This window comes from Loktanella sp. DJP18 (assembly GCF_049310965.1).
GTDB lineage: Bacteria > Pseudomonadota > Alphaproteobacteria > Rhodobacterales > Rhodobacteraceae > Loktanella.
Window position 1 is genome coordinate 1 of sequence record NZ_JBMERN010000077.1, and the last position, 17,312, is coordinate 17,312.

Sequence of the window (17,312 nt, forward strand, 5' to 3'; positions counted from 1 at the left end):
GCAATTTTGCTTCTCATTCTTCTGGCTGGCTTGTCGGCCTGCGCGGAAAATCAGGGTCGCCAGACAAACTGCTGGTCCTCGAATGCGCTGTCATTTGCCGCGTCTGACGTCCCGGCGACGGGCTGCGAGTGGGCCCCCATCGGTGGGTAAGCTGGTGCGCGGTCCCGCCATGGCGCTTGCGCTGACCGCCTCGGGGGTGGTGGCGCAAGGCGTGCCGGAAATCGATGTGTCTGCAATCGTGCAAATGCAGTCGATCAACGCGGGCGAACAGGCCCAGATGGTTGAGCAAGCCCAGATCAGCGCCACGCTGACCCAGAACCTCGGATCGCGGGCGGATCAGATCGCCGCCTTGCAGGACACGATTAATATGCTGCGCGGATCCTCGGGTATGACGACGGACCTTGAAGGCCTGGACGGCATGGTCGCCAGTGCCGTCTATGCAATCGATGACAACAACCCTTATGCCGGGCGGTTGTTCGGTGACGCGCGGGGAACGATCGAGTCGATGATTGCCCAGACAGCGGTGAAGTTCGGAAGTGATCCGGCGCTGGCCGCTATCGGGATCAACGCGGTCGAGTTTCGCTGCTGGTTTCAGGCGCTGGTCAAACAGGAAAGCCGGTTTCAGATCGGAGCGCGGTCGCCAAAGGCGGCGTTCGGCCTGACGCAGATCATTCCTGGCACGGCGAAAGACCTCGGCATTTACCCGGCTTACTATGAAGATCCGCAACTGCAACTGGACGGCGGGGCGCGCTACCTGATGCAGCAAATCCGCAAGTTCAAGTCGATGCCGCTGGCGCTTGCAGCCTACAACGCTGGCCCCGGTGCCGTGATGAAATACGACGGCATCCCGCCCTACAAAGAGACGCAGGATTATGTCGTCAAGATCAGCGGTTTCTACAACGTCTATGCGGCACAGATCAGCGGTGCGGACCAGACCGGGACACTGGCGCTGGAAGATATTTCGATTTCTGAGCTGTCGAACATATCGGACGCGGCCATGTCCTACGCCGGATACAGCCAGGAAATTCTGATCCAGTCGCTCTCGCGGCTGCAAGAGATTCTACGGCGTATCTCGCTTGCGGCCTCGGCCAAGGAAGCGATGGACCTCAACAGGTACGCCAAGGCGGAAGTCACGCGCATGGCCGGTGTCCTGACCCGGCTGCTGGCGGTGAAGCGCAAGGCGGAATGGGCGCAGTATGGAACGCTTTTTGCGGCCTACGCCCGCGACCGTGAATTTTTTGAAGGGATCACAGAATGAACAAGCTGCTCTCGACCGTTGCCGTGGCTCTCGCGCTGGCTGGTGGCTCTGCCACGGCGCAAGGTGTTCCGACGATTGACGTGTCCTCCATCGCCCAACTGCAACAGATGTTGGCGGAAGCCCGGTTGCAACTGAATGAGGCGGTGACCCAGAACCTCAAGCTGGACGACCAGACCTTGAAGCTGATCGCGCAAATCCGGCTGATGGAAGATCAATACAAGGCGCTGACGGACAGCTTTGCCGAAGGCAAGCTGCTGCTGTCCGGTGACTGGTTCAAAGACTTGCTGCCGGAAATTCCTGACCTGCAAGCGTCCTTGCAGGACGCCATGGCGGGCAACTGGAGTGCGATCGGTGCGGGCGGGAAAATCGGTGGACGTTCGACCACGGACATTGTCGGCCAGATATTTTCGAGCGCCGGCACCTCGACCACGCAAATGACGGACCTCGCCAACAGCGAAGATCCTGGGGCGGCGCGGATCGGTGTGCAGGGCAACACTGGCGCGATGATGGGTGTGGCTGCGGAAGCCTCGCAAGAGGCGGCTGGAAAAAGTCTCGAACGGATCGAAGAACTGACCGGCAACATTCCCGACACGCAGGGCATGAAAGCCGCAATCGACCTGAACACCCGCATGACTGCCGAAATGGGCATGGCGCTGGCAAACATCTGGCAGCTCGAAGCGGCCCAGACCATCGGCCTCGGTCAAGCCGGTGTCATGACGGCGGCCACGCTTGCGGACGAACAGAAATATCTCGACCTGACCCCATCGGAAACGTCGGACTAATGGAAAGGAACTCCACCATGAAAACCCTCCTGCTGACCTGTGCTGCTGTCGCTGCAATGGCCTCCCCTGTTGCGGCCCAGCGGTTCCAGACGGAAGCCCGCGACGGCGTGCGCTACTTGGTGCCGAAAGACGAAAGCACGCAGAACGACTTTGCGAACCTGATCCAGTCGCGGGCCATGGAAATGGGCTTATTTAGCTGGCCGATCCCTACGGAAAAAGTCGCCGCCGACCAAGCAAGCCGTCCGCGTCAGGTGTCGAACTGCTCCGGTCACCATCCGGACTACAAGCCCGCACACGATTTCACGGCAAAGGATGATTGGCGTGAAACAAGCATCGGACAAGCCAAAGCGTTCATCTACGAATGGATGGCCTACGACAAAGCGATCGAGACCAAAGACTGCACCTGCGATGCGCTCAAAGCTGATTGGCCCGCCGCTGTCGCGGCCTTTGATACCTTGACCGAAGGTGTCGAAAACCACCGGATTTATCCCATAACTCCTGTCCGTATGCGCGACCAAATCAAAAACGATTATGACCGCATGTGCGACATTACCATGCTGCTCGAACTGGAATAATTGAATGGCAATCGTCGCAGACATCATGGGTTTTATCGACACCGCTGTAGGCGGTGCCGCACAGGATACCTTCGTGGCTGTGGCGAACGGCTACGGCGGTGTCATCACGATCTTGGCCGTCATGGCGTTCATGGTCTTTGGCGTTGCTGTAGCACTTGGGGTTGTGACAGCTCGGACCGGAGATATGACGCAACTGGTTCTTAGGATTGTCCTGATCTTCACCTTCGGGCTGTCGTGGGCCAACTTTGAAGTGATTTATGACGCGCTGACCAATACGGGTGATGGTCTGGTGACTGCGCTTTTCTCGGCAGCTAACGGCGGTGCTGCTACTTCGTCGATTGATCAAGCAGAAAACTTTTCCGCGCAGGCACAGGAGACAGCCTCATCGGTGATTAGGGCTGAAAGCGCCATTGCGCGGGGCTTTCTTGGTGCAATCATGTATCTGCTGCTGGCCCTGCTGCAAGCTGCCTACATTCTGGTGGCAGGGTTTGCCAAGATCATGATCGGTATTCTGGTCGGCCTGGCACCCTTCGCCATTGCGGCAACATGCCTGAACCGGACGCAATTTCTCTTTGAGGCATGGGTGTCGTCGCTGATCGGCTACTTCATGTATCCGGTCGCCGCTGCCGGTGTGATGGGGTTCGTGGCGACGGTGGCGGAACGGGCGTTTTTGGCACAGAGCGAAGAGACCCTAATTGGCATTACGGGTGTGGTCGTTGTCATTATCGTCGGCATCTACGGTCTTCTGACGATCCCGCAAGTCGCCTCGAACATCACCGGGCAACTGAACCTCGGCGGCATCGCCCCGCAGGCGCTTAGCATTGTCAGTCGCCCCGCAATTAAAGCTGGTGAAATTGGAAAAGGTGCTGCGGCGCAGATCGCGAGTGGTTTCACGACAGGCGGCGAAACTGCCCAGCGTGCCGCCCAGACCCGCCGCTTCGGATCGGCCATGGACATGAAGCTGGCGAACGTCGGCGCGAAACTTTCAGACAATGCGGCTGGTCGTTTCGTCCAGCGACGGCGCGACGTGCAGTTTGCCCGCGCGTCCAATGAACGCCTCCGGGCCAAAGCCAAAACTTAACCGCAAACGCGACCTCACAGATTGGAGAACTGCATGACCTCGCTCACTGCTGAACAGAGAAAGATTCTCAAAAGCCCACTTTCAAAGGTCGCGCCGCAGGATCGCGCCGACGTGGAAAAAGCGGTCGCTGCTGCCAGTGAAGCGGGCGGGTCCTACTTCATTGCTGAAACCATCCTCGGGATGCGCCAACGGGAAAAGCGGGCCTGGGCCTGGGCCGTCACAGGCTTGGTTCTGGGGCTGGCCGGGGTCGGCATGGGGGGCTACGGGCTGGCTCATAACGAGACCCAAGCCTACCTCGCCATCGTGGACAAGGACACGGGCATCGCGGAGCGCGGCGTCAGTGTGGACCGTGCCAGCGTGGATCAGCAACAGGCGGTCGTGGAGAGCCTGATCTACGCCTACGTTATGGACCGCGAAACCTATGATGCGGACGACAATGAATACCGTATCCTGTCGGTGTTCAAACGCTCTGCGATCCCGGTTCGCCAGTCCCTCGAACGGCTTTGGACGCCGGGCAATTCCAGCTATCCTCCCGAAAGCTACGGCGTGGACGGCAAGGTCGATGTGACGATCAACAACGTCCTGATGATCGACAGCGACACGGCACAAGTCCGGTTCACCAAGACGCTGCGGCGTCCCAACGCGCCGGTTCAGCGCGGCGATTTCGTCGCCACCGTCACCACCAACTTCAATCCCAGCACGGTCGATAACAACCTGCTTCTTTGGCAGAACCCGTTCGGGTTTCAGGTCACGGGATACCGTGTCGCATCGGAAGGAACGAGCGAATGAACAAGCCGCTGTGCGCCGCCCTGCTGGCGGCACTTGCCACCCCTGCCCTCGCGGAGACAACGCCCCAGTCCATGCGGGTCGATGCGCGGAGCGCTGTCGCAATCTATCAGGAAGGTCAGGTTTACAAGATCAACACCCAACTGCGCCGGGTCACGCTGATCACGCTGGCCCAGGGCGAACGCTTTGTGGATTTCAAAGCCGGTGACACGGAAAGTTTTCAGTTTGCCGACACGGACGGCGGCAACGCCATTCTGGTCAAGCCGGTGATCGCGGGGGCCGTGACCAATGGCGTGATCGTCACGAACCAACGGTTCTATCTGGTCGAACTGCACGAAAGCGCCTCGGCACGTCCGCACTATTCGGTCAGCTTTCAATCGCCAGCCGGAAGCACGGCGGCAGCGGCGCAATCCTCGGTGCCTGCGGGAAAACCGCAGACCTATGTGATTTCTGCCGCCACCAAGGATACGCAGATCAATCCGGTGAATGTTTCTGACGACGGCAGACGGACCTACTTCACGTTCAGCCCCGACGCGCCGATCCCCAGCATCTACCGCGCCGACGCCCAAGGTCGGGAATACATCGTCAACGGGCGCACGGATGGAACGCGCGTGACAGTCGGATCGCGGTCTGACCGCTGGGTCATTCGATACGGCGACGAATATATCTGCATCCAGAGTGAGAAAGTGGCCAATGGCTGATGACATGGCAACCCGCGCTGCTCGCTTGAAGGGGGCTAAGAAAAAATCCAACACCGGTGCTTTGATCGGCGTGGCTTTGGTGACGGGGCTCGCCGCTGGCGGCGCTGGCGTGGCCTACCTGTCAGGGCGCGATGGGGCGGTGACGATCCCGCAACGCGACACGTCGGATGCCTCCGAATTTCAGCGTGAGGCAACAGACGGTTTCACGCCGGTTATCGCCCCTGCCCCCGCCTTCCCTGTGACCGATACTGGTCCCAGCGAAACGGAACTTGCTTTGCAAGCGCGGTTGGCGGCGGCGGAACTCGCGCTGGAAGAAGCGCGCAATCAGGAACCTGCCGCCCCTGTGGTCGACACGACCCAGCTTGAAACGCTACAGGCGCAACTCGACGGCTTGGCGGCTGACATGGCTGAACGGTCGGCCCAGGTGCAGGATCTTGCCAACGAGCGTGACCAGCTCAACCGCGACCTGGAGCGCACTCAAGCGGAAAACTCCGGTCTGCTGCTGCAACTGAACCAGGCCAGCGACGACTCTCTGGCCGAACAGATGATGGCTGAAGAACAGGCGGCGCGGCGACAGGAACTCGAACGGCGGCGGGCAGAAGCGGAATCCATTCGGCAAGCCCAGATCACCAGTCCCATCGACGGCATGTCAGGCAGCGGGACGGAAAGCGAAGGGCGCGACTATATCGGCGATGAGGCGTTCATCCGGGCCGGGTCGGACAAGATTGCGCCAACGCAATCGCGGATCATCGGTGCGCCGTCCAATACCGTCATGCAAGGCACGGTGATTGAGGCCACACTGACCACCGGCATCAACTCGCAACTCTCCGGCACGATCACAAGCACGGTCTCCTACGACATTTGGTCGTTCGACATGAGCCGGGTGTTGATCCCGCGCGGGTCGCAGATGTTCGGGCGCTACGCGAACGAAGTGGCCGTTGGTCAAAAGCGGGTGCTGGTTGCGTGGGACCGCGTTGTCACCCCGAACGGTCAAGTTGTCGATCTTGAAGCCTACGGTTCGGATCGGCTGGGACGGTCTGGTCTGACGGGCAAGGTCAACAGCCGGTTCCTTCAACGGTTCGGATCTGCGGCGCTGATATCAGTCTTCAGCGCGGCCCCTGCCGTCGCGGCGGCCACCGTCAAGGACGAACAAAAAGCGGTCCTGGCGGAAGCCGTCAGCACGGACGCCAGCGACAACGCCAGTGCGGTGATCGAAGAATACCTGTCACTGGCGCCGATCATCACGGTTGAGCATGGCTCGGTGATTATGGTCATGGTGACGAACGACATGGAGCTGTTCTAGTGTCCTCCTACCTCGCGGAATATCTCAAGCCGTTTGATCCTCTCTTTCAGGATCCAACGGTGATCGAGGTCGTCGTCAATGGTGACGGTCAATGCTACGTCGAACGGCAGGGCTTGGCCCAGATGGTGCGGGCCGCTCACCACGACATTACGCCGCAAGCCGCAAAGGACATTGCACAGCAAAGCGCGAACGAAAGTGCTGTGGCGCTGACGGAAAAAGTGCCTCTCCTGTCCACGTCGGTCGAACACGCGGGAATGGTGCTGCGCGTCCAGGCGGTGATCCCGCCCGCATCGGCCAACGGCACGGTCCTGTCGTTTCGGATATTCAGACCGGGCCATGCGGGCGAGCCGCGCACTTTCTCTTTTTTGCGAGATGATGTGACGGCGTCTCAAGATGAAGAACGGATTGAAAAGCTGCGTCACATCGAGGTCATTGCGCGGGTCGGTAGCGTCGACGATTTCCTGAACGAAGTGCTGCGGCTCGAGCTGAACATCGTGATCGCGGGCGTCACGTCCACCGGGAAAACGGAATTGGGGCGGCGTATGCTCTACCTGATCCCCGACCACGAACGTCTGGTGACGATCGAGGATTCCTCCGAGTTGCGGCCGCGCCAGCCCAACGTGGTCAGTCTGATTGCAGACAGATCCCCGGCCAGCCCGCGCACGGCGGAAAAACTGCTGCAAGCGACCCTGCGTCTGCGCCCTGACCGGATCATCGTGGGCGAGTTGCGCGGGTCAGAGGCCGCGACGTTTCTGGAAGCGATCAATACTGGCCACGGTGGATCGTTCACGACCCTGCACGCCCAGACCGCCCGCAAGGCGATGGATCGGTTGGCGCTGATGGTGATGGGGACGGGCACGCAACTGCAATATGCGGAAGTCATGCGGTATCTGCGTTCGACAATCGACCTTGTGATTCAAGCCGGTCGGGTCGGGAATGAGAGGGGCATCGTAGAGATTTACGTGCCCCCGCTGGATGAAGTAGCGAAAGATCGCGCCTGACAGGTTTCGGGTGCTACACTATGCAAGCGGCCCTGCGTGACCAGTGTCCGTAGGTTATCATGCAGAAATGCGAGATGCCGTTGGGGGCATTTGTTCAATGCCGCGAGATGTTATGGCGACTAAACTGGCAGCTACTTGAATCGGCATACTTATTCATTGGCTTTCATCGTAGTGTTCGTCACCTGACACAAGGTTCCCAGTCTGCCTTTGGTGCGCCCTCGGTTGCTCGGGCGACGGTCTGGGGCCGCTATGCGGACTTTCCGGCCGTTCGCTGCGGTTGCAAAAGTCCGGTCGATACGACTACGGCATTCGTCATCTCGGTCGGAACGTAGGCCGTGATTGCGTTCTAAAGGGGGAAGTTTGCAGAAATCCCATTGCTGTTCCAGACATTCTACGCTGATTTGCATGCGGTCCGTCTTACTGAACCGAACACGTCAAAATGCTAGAAGGCGACAGGGAACGAGAATTTTTTCACTCGCATCAGTCTTCATTCCAACCAGTTCGAATGCTTTTTTCAGCATTTGGATGACATCCTGTTCTACCATGCCGACATTTCCAGGAAGGAATGATCCGAAAGGATCGAAATCGAAACAGCCGTATCTGACCCATTTTCTGGCTTCGCCAAGGCCTGCATGCCATTGCACGACGCCTTCCAGCGAAATTGTCGAGTTGACGAACAGGCCCGTCGGACCATCCGGCGCAAAATTATCCAGCAACGATCGCGCTGACTGCGCGGAATAGCCCTGCGCCATGATATGGTCCTCCGGGATCGTGATGCCGCGGTCGGCATGCGCCGCTTCGAACCCCGCGATTCGCGCCGACGTGTTGTGGTCCTCGCGCCTGCCGCCGACGAAGCGCAGCGGTCCGGTCCAGCCCAGATCGCTGGTGCAGCGGTCCAGTATCAGGTGGGTCAGATCCCGTGCCGCCGCGTGGTTGTCCGAAATAATCGATGGCGCAAGCGTTCCGGGCAGATCGAGGTTGATCGACTGCACGCTGGAGGCCTTGCAGAAGGCCGATATCCGGTCGGGGTCGGTCGCTCCGGTCGAGATCAGGCATTCCGCCTGATAGGACACCAGTTCCTTGGCGGCCTCGAATTCCAGGTCGGGGTCCCGCTGGGTGCAGGTCACGACGGGGAACAGGTTCCGGTCCCTCGCCATCGCCTCGAACTTCTCCGCGATGTGGCCGAAATAGCGGTTGTCGTACTTTGGCACGATCATGCCGATAATGTGCGACCGCTCGCGGCGCAGCAGACTGGCCTGCGCGTTGACCGCATACCCCTCCTGTTCCGCGATGCGCAGTACGCGATCGGCCAGGCTCTTACTGAGCCTGCGTTTCTGCCAGGATCCGTTGAGGACCGCGCTGACAGCGCTCGGAGACGCTCCCGCCACCGCCGCGATATCGTAGATCGTCGTCCGCTTCGCGTCGTTGCGCATCCCGCCTCCAATGGTGTCACGAAAGACATCTTGACCGAGTTCAATCGATGCAGCAAGATTGCACAATCGATTGTGCAACGAATCAATCGACGACATCGCGGAGCTGATCCGCTGGGAGGATGCCAAGGATAACGTTGGGGGCTGCAGGTCGCGTGATCTGGCACCCTCGCCGCGATCCTGTGCAGCAGCGATGTGCAAAATGGGATCTGAGGAGATATCACATGAAGACTTCAATGACATTGACGGCCGCGTCGGCGCTGGCCGTGGCATTCTGCGCCAATGCAGCCGCGGCGCAGACTGTCGCATTCCTGATGCCCGACCAGGCATCGACGCGCTACGAGGAGCATGACTGGCCGGGGTTTCAGGCCGCGATGAAGACGGAATGCCCCGACTGCCAGCTGGTCTATCAGAACGCCAACGGCGACGTCGCGCTGCAGCAGCAGCAGTTCAATTCGGTGATCGCACAGGGGGCCAAGGTCGTCGTCCTGGACCCGGTCGACTCGGCGGCGGCCGCCGCACTGGTCGAAATTGCCCACAGCCAGGACGTGAAGGTCATCGCCTACGACCGTCCTATCCCGGATTCGCCTGCTGACTTCTATGTCTCGTTCGACAACGAAGGCATCGGTTATGCCATCGCGCAGTCGCTGGTCGATCACCTGAAGGCGACGGGCGTGGCGGACGGTGCCGGCGTGCTGCAGATCAACGGCTCGCCCACGGACGCAGCCGCAGGCCTGATCCGCGACGGCATCGACCGGGCGCTGGACGGGTCGGTCTACACGACCCTGTCCGAATTCGACACACCGGACTGGGCACCGCCCGAAGCGCAGGAATGGACCGCAGGCCAGATCACGCGCTTTGGCGGTGACATCAAGGGGATCGTGGCGGCGAACGACGGCACCGGCGGTGGAGCAATTGCTGCGCTGAAGGCCGCGGGCGTCGACCCCTTGCCCCCCGTCACTGGCAACGACGCGACCATCGCGGCGCTGCAGCTGATCATCGCGGGCGACCAGTACAACACGATCTCCAAACCGTCGGAAATCGTGGCCGAGGCCGCAGCCAAGGTCGTCCGGACACTGCTGGACGGCGGTACGCCAGAGGCAACCTCGACCCTCTATGACACGCCCTCGCAACTATTCGTGCCCGCAGTCGTGACGCAGGAGAACATCAAGGCAGAGATCTTCGACAAGGGGATCCAGACGCCGGAAGAGGTCTGCACTGGTGAATATGCCGAGGCGTGCAAGACGATGGGCATCACGCAGTAAGAGACATTACAGGATGCGGCGCGATACGTGCGCCGCATCTGGTATCCTTGGGAGGGGGGAAAGTCATGGAACAGACAACTGCCGCGCACGCGCCCGGCGAGCTGATCCTGCGCCTGCGGGGCGTGGGCAAGAAATTCGGCGCCGTGACGGCGCTGGAGGATATCGACCTCGATGTGCATGCGGGCGAAGTCGTGGCCCTCGTCGGTGACAACGGGGCCGGGAAATCTACGCTGGTCAAGGTCTTGGCCGGGGTGCATCAGCCGACGTCTGGCAAGATCGAAGTGCAGGGTAAGCCCGTCAGCCTCGACACCCCCGGCAAAGCACTGGAACTGGGGATCGCCACGGTTTTTCAAGACCTTGCCCTGTGCGAGAACCTTGACGTTGTCGCCAACCTCTTCCTTGGGCACGAAATCTCACCGTGGCGGATGGACGAGGTGCAGATGGAAGTCCGCGCCTGGACCCTTTTGCAGGAACTCGCAGCACGCATCCCGTCGGTGCGCGAACCCATCGCGTCCCTGTCCGGTGGCCAGCGCCAGACCGTCGCCATCGCGCGGTCGCTACTGCTGGAGCCGCAGATCATCATGCTGGACGAACCGACCGCCGCACTGGGTGTCGCCCAGACCGCAGAGGTGCTGAACCTGATCGAACGGGTGCGCGCCCGCGGTCACGGGGTGATCTTGATCTCGCACAACATGGAAGACGTCCGCGCGGTTGCCGACCGCATCGTTGTGCTGCGTCTGGGCCGCAACAATGGCGTCTATACCGCAGAGACCTCGCATCAGGAACTGGTCGCAGCGATCACTGGGGCGAATGAAAACTCCGTCTCGCGCCGTGCTGCACGCAAACTCGAAGAAGTGGATCAGGGCTGATGTCACAAGATATTCAAACCAAGGCCACCGGCGCCCGGCTTGACCAAGGCGACAGCCGCGTCCGCCACGATACCGGCCTGTCCGGTGCCCTCCGCGGCTTCATCGACCGGGTCAGTTCCGGAGATCTGGGTATGCTGCCGGTCGTCATCGGCCTCGTGCTGATTTCCATCGCATTCAGCCTTCTGAACCCGGTGTTCCTCGCGCCCGCCAACCTCGTCAACGTGTTGTTCGACGCCGCTGCCGTCGGTTTCATCGCCCTTGGCGTCGTCTGCGTCCTGCTGCTGGGCGAAATCGATCTGTCCATCGGATCGATGAGCGGTCTGTCCTCCGCCATCATCGGTGTGCTGTGGATCAACACGGGCCTGCCGCTGGCGGTCGCTATCGCGGGGTCGCTCGCCATGGGAGCGCTTGTCGGCGTGGTCTACGGCGTCCTGCGCAACCGGTTCGAGATGCCGAGCTTTGTCGCAACGCTCTCAGGCCTGCTCGCGCTGCTGGGCCTGCAACTTTACATTCTCGGTCCGACGGGATCGATCAACCTGCCTTTCACCTCGCCGCTGGTGCGGTTCGGACAGATCCTGATCATGCCGGCGTGGCTGTCCTATCTGGTCGCCGTGCTACCGGGCGTGGTGATCGTTGTGGGCGCAATACGCACCAACGCACAGCGCACGGCAGCGAACCTATCCTCTGCCGGTATGAGCGTCGCGATCGCCAAGGCGGTCGTCCTGACGCTCGGACTGGTCTTCGCGGTCTATTACCTTGAACTCAGCCGCGGCGTGCCATGGATGTTCGGCGTCTTCGTGCTGTTCGTAGTCCTACTGGACTATGCGCTGGTGCGCACCCAGTGGGGCCGGTCAATGTTCGCCGTCGGCGGCAACGCAGAGGCCGCACGCCGGTCCGGCATCAATGTGCGCCGCATCCGCATGTCGGCCTTCGTCGTCTGCTCGACTTTCGCGGCACTTGGCGGTGTCTTTGCCGCCGCCCGCCTCGCCTCGGCCAGCCAGCAAGCGGGGTCCGGCGACGTGAACCTGAACGCCATCGCGGCTGCCGTGATAGGGGGCACGTCCCTGTTCGGCGGGCGCGGGTCGGCGTGGTCGGCGCTGCTGGGCGTGCTGGTCATCATGGCAATCTCGAACGGGCTGACCTTGCTGAACCTCAGCTCCTCGCTGCGCTACATGATCACCGGTGCCGTGCTTGCCATCGCCGTCATTGTCGACTCACTTGCCCGCCGGTCCCGCGCCAGCCATGGCCGTGCGTAAATCCACAGAAAGACACAACATGACAAACCGCATGGACAACAAGACAGCCGCCATCACCGGGGCCGCATCGGGGATCGGGCTGGAATGCGCCCGCATCCTGATCGAGGAAGGCGCGCAAGTCGTCCTAATCGACCGCGCCGCCGACCGCCTGCACGCCCTGTGCGAAGAGCTGGGCGATGCCGCCAAGCCGCTGGTGATCGACCTGCTGGACGGGCCGCAGGTCAGCGGCATGGTCCCCCATATCGAGGCGCTGGTCGGCCCGCTCGACATTTTCCATGCGAATGCCGGGGCCTATGTCGGCGGCGCGGCGGCAGAGGGCGACCCCGATGTCTGGGATCGAATGCTGAACCTGAACATCAACGCAGCCTTTCGCAGCGTTCAGGCGGTCCTGCCCGGCATGATCGATCGCAAGAACGGCGACGTCATCTTTACCAGTTCCGTCGCCGGTGTGGTCCCCGTGGTGTGGGAACCGATCTATACCGCCTCGAAATTCGCCGTGCAGGCATTTCTGCACGCGACACGCCGACAGGTGTCCCAATACGGCATCCGCATGGGTGCCGTCCTCCCGGGGCCAGTCGTCACGGCTTTGCTGGACGACTGGCCGACGGAAAAGATGGAGGAGGCGCTCGCCAACGGATCATTGATGCAACCGCGCGAGGTGGCCGAGGCTGTCCTGTTCATGCTGACCCGCCCCCGCGGCGTCGTGATCCGGGACATGGTCATCCTGCCCAACAGCGTCGACCTGTGACTGGACAGGGGACCGGAATGACCCAAAGCATGAACAACGCCGACGGCTATCTGCTTGGAGTCGACGTCGGCACCGGAAGTGCGCGCGCCGGCGTTTTCACAACCGACGGCGGGCTGGTCGGCACCGACAGCTGCGCCATTGGTATGCACCGCGACGGCGATACGGTCGAGCAATCGAGCGAGGAGATCTGGCAGGCCGTCGCGCAGGCGGTACGCGGGGCCGTCGCCAAGGCTGGCGTCGCGGGAGGGGACATCCGCGGCATCGGCTTTGACGCGACCTGTTCGCTGGTCGTGCTTGGCCCGGATGGTGCGCCGCTTCCGGTTGGCGACCGCTCTCATCCAGAGCGGAACATCATGGTCTGGATGGACCATCGTGCGCTGGATCAGGCAGAGCGCATCAACGCGACTGGCCACCGCGTCCTCGACTACGTGGGCGGACGCATATCTCCCGAGATGGAAACGCCGAAGCTCTTGTGGCTGAAGGAGAACCGTCCTGAGATCTATGACGCGGCATGGCAGTTTATGGACCTGACGGACTACCTGACATGGCGGGCCACAGGCGATCTGGCCCGCTCGGTCTGCACAGTCACCTGCAAGTGGACCTATCTGGCGCACGAAGGCCGTTGGGATGCGGACTTTTTCCAGACAATCGGTCTGGGCGATCTGGCGGACGACGGCTTTCACCGCATCGGAACGGACATCGTTCCGGCCGGCACCATGCTTGCAACCGGCCTGACCGCATCAGCGGCCGATGATTTCGGGTTGGCGGCCGGGACGCCCGTCGGTGCGGGCCTGATTGATGCCCATGCAGGCGGCATTGGGTCTGTCGGTGCGATGGGCGGCGGCGGGGCGACCGCCAACATGGCCTACGTCTTCGGCACGTCGTCCTGCACGATGACCAGCACGGCCGAGCCCGTCTTCGTGCCGGGAGTCTGGGGACCCTATTATTCGGCGATGGTGCCCGGTCTCTGGCTGAATGAGGGCGGTCAATCGGCGGCCGGTGCCGCGATCGAGCAGTTGCTGCTGCATCATCCCATGGCCTCCGAGGCAGCGGGTCTGGCCGGCGAGGCCGGTCTGTCGCTCCCCGCCTGGCTGGCCCGGCGGGCAGAGCACCTGCTGGCCGGGTCACATGATGCCGCGCGACTTGCGGGCAAACTCCATGTAGTGCCGGAATTCCTCGGCAACCGCGCACCCTTTGCCGAACCAGATACCCGCGCCGTCATCGCGGGCGTCGGCATGGCGCGCGACCTCGACAGCCTCGTCTCGCTTTATATCGCCGGCCTGTGCGGGATTGGCTATGGCCTGCGCCAGATCATCGACGCACAGACCGACGCCGGCGCACCGGTGGAGCGGATCATCATCAGTGGCGGGGCCGGTCGCAGCGCTCTCGTGCGCCAGATCCTGGCCGATGCGACTGGTGTCGAACTCACATCTCCGGAAACGGAAGAGCCGGTGCTGCTTGGTGCTGCAATCCTTGGAGGTGTCGCTGCAGGAATTCATCCGGACATTCCTGCTGCCATGTCCGGGATGTCGTCGTTCGCCGAAAAGTTTCAGCCACAGGGTGGAGCAGTTCAAAATTTGCACGAGACGCGGTTCGGCATCTTCGAGCAGCTTCAATCGGTGGCGCGTCGTATTGTGGGAAATCCCGGAGACGTCGGAAGGAAATAGCAGCGTCCGAGGTGGCTGACGGCAGATTGCGGTTATAGGAGCCCGCGGGCTTTGGAGCGGATTCGGATCAGCACATATTAAGGCAGAATCTCACCCATCAACCGCCCTAGCTGCCATGCCGGCGAGCCAACCGGGCAACAGAGGCTTCAACGTGGACTGGACGTTGTCATCCTGTCCCCCTTCCCTGATCAGCTTCAGGATTTTCTGATCATCCTTCGAGAGCCCGCGCTTCGGCCAGGCGGCTGAGATCGTACTGGCGAGGGCAAAGCCGGCGAGCCAGTCTTTGAACCGCTCTGCCACGCGTGTCCTGAGACCCGATCCGATGTCACCGTCGAATGCACTGTCCTGAATGACACCGTATCGCAGCATGATGATGTCGAGCACGCGCTGTACTTTGTTGCCGCCGGGAAACGCGATGCCATCAAACAGTGGCGGCAGCCAGTCCGTTGGTGTGACGAACCGCGGCGCTACGATCACGGCCGTCAGATACCCATCAATCAGATCCGGACTGAGGAGGGTTTTGCGGAGCAGGCGCTCCAACTCGCCTTTTGATTCAGGCGCGATGTCAGGACCCATGTCGTCGTCGGTTTCGAGATCGTCCAGCGAGGATTCACCCCCAGAATGCAACCCGTCACCCTGTTCTGCGACATCCAGCGTCAGCGCGACAATCATCTCAAAAATGGGTATTTTTTTGAGCGCCCGGCCGGTGTCCAGACCGTTCGCGACGGCCGCGAACTCAAGCCACGCATCGCCATCACCATGGCGCAAAATTGCGGCCGACCGTGCGAAGAGCGATGACCAGAAGCCGCGTTGCGTTTCCAGATGCGCCCAGACCGCCTGCGTCGCCTGACGCTCGGTTCTGACCTCCTCCAAAGCTGATGAGAGCTCCGCATCGCTGACAAACCAGCTCGACGATATCTCGTGGTCGCGCACCCACGAGATGCTGCGGTTAATGAGCTGTCCGCGTTTGGCCGCGGACAGGCCGGCCAACCGGGCGTCCGGATCGGCGATGTCGGTCATCGACCCTGCAGAGATATCATATGGCGCGATATCGCGTAGTCCGAGCATCTCTGCCACATCCAGAAAACCTGGTGCGGGGGGCAGGTCAGCGGCGAGACCCTCGCCCATTGCTGCGGCCAGTGCAGCGGACAGATAATCCGCCGGCACATCGTGCATTGGCATCGACTCTTCGATTTCAGCGAGCGTGCGCCGCTGATCGCTGGCACTGCTGCAGGGGATGGCATAGGCGTCCTTGATGCCGTGACCGGTCTTGAGCAGAAGTGCTGCAATGCACTTTTGGCTGCCCATGCTGACGCTCGCCAGGATGCTCTGACTGCCGGTGCCATCGGGCAGTGACGACACCAGTCGATGAAGTGTCCATGACCGGGGGACAGACCCACCGGATGGTTCGCGCCGGAGCGCCTCCTTGATTCCACGATCCAGGATCGCCTTGGTGTCCGGATCCGGGATCCATTTGCGCAGCTGGATCAGATCGGAGAGCACCCCTGCATCCACGCCGCCCGCCTGCGCGAGATCGGCGAACCCCAAGGCCGCGGCGGTGCGCATCTCGCCCACAGGATCGAGCAAAAAAAAGCGTCCGACCGAAACAAGCTTTGGGATGCCCTGCGTCACCATTTGCGTGACCAGGAAGACCGCCGCGGGCCGGGGCATTGACCCAATCGCTTCCCGCAAGATCATGTACGCCGGATAGCCCGTGACATTGTCCGGGATCAGGTCACGCATCAACGCTGCAATATCGGGCATGTCCATGATCGCGATGTCTGCATCGTCAGCGGCGACGTCGGGACTGAACCGGATCCCATCGGGAGGCTCCAGACCGGCCTCAATGAACGCCCGGCACAGTCCCACCTTTTGTCGGTTGTCAAAACTGTGCGATGCCGCTTTCACTTCAACCCAGCCATCCAGGACCACAAAAATGTTCTGCGCATCCGCTTCGCGATTCTCGCGGTTCATGCGCATGGCGGCAAGAACAGCACTGAAGAGCGCAAGCAGGTCATCTGGGAGGTCCGGCTCGTCATCCATCAGCGCGAGAAGACCGGATACCGCATGACGATTTGATGCAATGCGCGGCGCCCAAAAGTCAGCCCACCGATAGACCAGGTGGTCACCCCCCTGCCCGGGTCGTTCTGCGATACACGCCTGAAGTATGTTCTGTCTCATGCAGGCAATCTTATCGATTCGGGACGGCGGATAAAGGCCCGGATTGCAGATGGCGACAAAGCTATCGCCACTCCCCCGCGACCATTGTGAAGACATGAAAAGCGATCATCAACTCCGACACGAAACGTTGGAGTTGATCTGTCATCCTTTTCGCAACGGCATCTCGATACGACCCGTAAGAGAGACGGACGCAGACCAACGCCGGTCCTACCGGAGACGGCGATAAGCGGTTACGTCCTCCAGAACTGGTATGCCTTGACTGATACGACGGTCGACCGGCAGTTCTTCACACGCAAAACAGTTTATCGCTTCGTCGATCTAGTTGGGCGATGACCACAGCCGAAGGACCCGGATCAGGCGGCCTTCGGGCCGCTTTCTTGCCTTAACTGGCTTTTGGCGCTGTTCATGG

The 17,312-nt window shown here is 61.3% G+C and carries 15 protein-coding genes; 13 read left to right on the forward strand and 2 right to left on the reverse strand.

The window, feature by feature from the left end; translation table 11 throughout:
* Window positions 1–142: 142 nt before the first annotated feature.
* From ACOI1H_RS17545 to ACOI1H_RS17580, 8 genes are read left to right on the forward strand one after another with little or no spacing between them, the layout of a single operon-like run.
* Window positions 143–1,258 carry a lytic transglycosylase domain-containing protein gene (locus ACOI1H_RS17545; protein ID WP_422439135.1) on the forward strand — a complete coding sequence of 372 codons (1,116 nt, stop codon included), beginning with the start codon at window positions 143–145 and terminating at the stop codon, window positions 1,256–1,258.
* On the forward strand, window positions 1,255–2,040 hold the full coding sequence (locus tag ACOI1H_RS17550; RefSeq protein WP_422439136.1) for a type IV secretion system protein: 786 nt from the start codon (window positions 1,255–1,257) through the stop codon (window positions 2,038–2,040). Before ACOI1H_RS17545 ends, ACOI1H_RS17550 begins: the two co-directional genes overlap by 4 nt.
* A gap of 17 nt (window positions 2,041–2,057) precedes the next feature.
* On the forward strand, window positions 2,058–2,615 hold the full coding sequence (locus tag ACOI1H_RS17555) for a hypothetical protein (RefSeq protein ID WP_422439137.1): 558 nt from the start codon (window positions 2,058–2,060) through the stop codon (window positions 2,613–2,615).
* Between the two features lie 4 nt (window positions 2,616–2,619).
* Window positions 2,620–3,696, forward strand: coding sequence for a type IV secretion system protein (locus tag ACOI1H_RS17560; RefSeq protein WP_422439138.1), 1,077 nt, complete (start codon window positions 2,620–2,622; stop codon window positions 3,694–3,696).
* 33 nt (window positions 3,697–3,729) lie between these two features.
* Complete coding sequence (locus ACOI1H_RS17565) at window positions 3,730–4,485, forward strand: virB8 family protein (protein WP_422439139.1); 756 nt, start codon at window positions 3,730–3,732, stop codon at window positions 4,483–4,485.
* On the forward strand, window positions 4,482–5,183 hold the full coding sequence (locus tag ACOI1H_RS17570; RefSeq protein ID WP_422439140.1) for a TrbG/VirB9 family P-type conjugative transfer protein: 702 nt from the start codon (window positions 4,482–4,484) through the stop codon (window positions 5,181–5,183). The genes ACOI1H_RS17565 and ACOI1H_RS17570 overlap by 4 nt, the downstream gene beginning before the upstream one ends.
* Window positions 5,176–6,486, forward strand: coding sequence for a TrbI/VirB10 family protein (locus ACOI1H_RS17575; RefSeq protein WP_422439141.1), 1,311 nt, complete (start codon window positions 5,176–5,178; stop codon window positions 6,484–6,486). Before ACOI1H_RS17570 ends, ACOI1H_RS17575 begins: the two co-directional genes overlap by 8 nt.
* Before the next feature lie 59 nt (window positions 6,487–6,545).
* Entirely contained in the window at window positions 6,546–7,487 is a 942-nt protein-coding gene (locus ACOI1H_RS17580; protein ID WP_422439142.1) for an ATPase, T2SS/T4P/T4SS family, read from the forward strand.
* Window positions 7,488–7,921: 434 nt separating this feature from the next.
* Here the strand turns inward: ACOI1H_RS17580 and ACOI1H_RS17585 are convergent, their stop codons facing one another.
* The gene (locus tag ACOI1H_RS17585; RefSeq protein WP_422439143.1) at window positions 7,922–9,160 is read right to left on the reverse strand and encodes a LacI family DNA-binding transcriptional regulator; all 1,239 of its coding nucleotides are present in this window, start codon (window positions 9,158–9,160) and stop codon (window positions 7,922–7,924) included.
* Here ACOI1H_RS17585 and ACOI1H_RS17590 point away from each other — a divergent pair.
* The 5 genes from ACOI1H_RS17590 to ACOI1H_RS17610 all read left to right on the forward strand — a co-directional run bounded on the left by ACOI1H_RS17590 (window position 9,142) and on the right by ACOI1H_RS17610 (window position 14,722).
* Window positions 9,142–10,182: a sugar ABC transporter substrate-binding protein gene (locus ACOI1H_RS17590; RefSeq protein ID WP_422439144.1), complete on the forward strand. Its 1,041-nt coding sequence runs from the start codon at window positions 9,142–9,144 to the stop codon at window positions 10,180–10,182. The genes ACOI1H_RS17585 and ACOI1H_RS17590 overlap by 19 nt on opposite strands.
* Before the next feature lie 65 nt (window positions 10,183–10,247).
* A complete protein-coding gene (locus tag ACOI1H_RS17595; RefSeq protein WP_422439145.1) occupies window positions 10,248–11,051 on the forward strand; it encodes an ATP-binding cassette domain-containing protein in 804 nt (267 codons plus the stop codon).
* Entirely contained in the window at window positions 11,051–12,307 is a 1,257-nt protein-coding gene (locus ACOI1H_RS17600; protein ID WP_422439146.1) for a sugar ABC transporter permease, read from the forward strand. Before ACOI1H_RS17595 ends, ACOI1H_RS17600 begins: the two co-directional genes overlap by 1 nt.
* A 19-nt stretch (window positions 12,308–12,326) precedes the next feature.
* The gene (locus ACOI1H_RS17605; protein ID WP_422439147.1) at window positions 12,327–13,055 is read left to right on the forward strand and encodes an SDR family oxidoreductase; all 729 of its coding nucleotides are present in this window, start codon (window positions 12,327–12,329) and stop codon (window positions 13,053–13,055) included.
* Between the two features lie 29 nt (window positions 13,056–13,084).
* The gene (locus ACOI1H_RS17610; RefSeq protein WP_422439148.1) at window positions 13,085–14,722 is read left to right on the forward strand and encodes an FGGY-family carbohydrate kinase; all 1,638 of its coding nucleotides are present in this window, start codon (window positions 13,085–13,087) and stop codon (window positions 14,720–14,722) included.
* Between the two features lie 90 nt (window positions 14,723–14,812).
* Here ACOI1H_RS17610 and ACOI1H_RS17615 read toward each other — a convergent pair whose 3' ends face one another.
* Entirely contained in the window at window positions 14,813–16,903 is a 2,091-nt protein-coding gene (locus ACOI1H_RS17615; RefSeq protein WP_422439149.1) for a UPF0149 family protein, read from the reverse strand.
* Window positions 16,904–17,312: the final 409 nt, after the last annotated feature.

Coding starts and splice junctions, on each gene's coding strand:
- ACOI1H_RS17555 (WP_422439137.1), top strand. CDS start 2,058: ATGAAAACCCTCCTGCTGACCTGTGCTGCTGTCGCTGCAATGGCCTCC.
- ACOI1H_RS17590 (WP_422439144.1), top strand. CDS start 9,142: ATGAAGACTTCAATGACATTGACGGCCGCGTCGGCGCTGGCCGTGGCA.
- ACOI1H_RS17570 (WP_422439140.1), top strand. CDS start 4,482: ATGAACAAGCCGCTGTGCGCCGCCCTGCTGGCGGCACTTGCCACCCCT.
- ACOI1H_RS17585 (WP_422439143.1), bottom strand. CDS start 9,160: ATGTCATTGAAGTCTTCATGTGATATCTCCTCAGATCCCATTTTGCAC.
- ACOI1H_RS17595 (WP_422439145.1), top strand. CDS start 10,248: ATGGAACAGACAACTGCCGCGCACGCGCCCGGCGAGCTGATCCTGCGC.
- ACOI1H_RS17605 (WP_422439147.1), top strand. CDS start 12,327: ATGACAAACCGCATGGACAACAAGACAGCCGCCATCACCGGGGCCGCA.
- ACOI1H_RS17550 (WP_422439136.1), top strand. CDS start 1,255: ATGAACAAGCTGCTCTCGACCGTTGCCGTGGCTCTCGCGCTGGCTGGT.
- ACOI1H_RS17565 (WP_422439139.1), top strand. CDS start 3,730: ATGACCTCGCTCACTGCTGAACAGAGAAAGATTCTCAAAAGCCCACTT.
- ACOI1H_RS17575 (WP_422439141.1), top strand. CDS start 5,176: ATGGCTGATGACATGGCAACCCGCGCTGCTCGCTTGAAGGGGGCTAAG.
- ACOI1H_RS17560 (WP_422439138.1), top strand. CDS start 2,620: ATGGCAATCGTCGCAGACATCATGGGTTTTATCGACACCGCTGTAGGC.
- ACOI1H_RS17610 (WP_422439148.1), top strand. CDS start 13,085: ATGAACAACGCCGACGGCTATCTGCTTGGAGTCGACGTCGGCACCGGA.
- ACOI1H_RS17600 (WP_422439146.1), top strand. CDS start 11,051: ATGTCACAAGATATTCAAACCAAGGCCACCGGCGCCCGGCTTGACCAA.
- ACOI1H_RS17615 (WP_422439149.1), bottom strand. CDS start 16,903: ATGAGACAGAACATACTTCAGGCGTGTATCGCAGAACGACCCGGGCAG.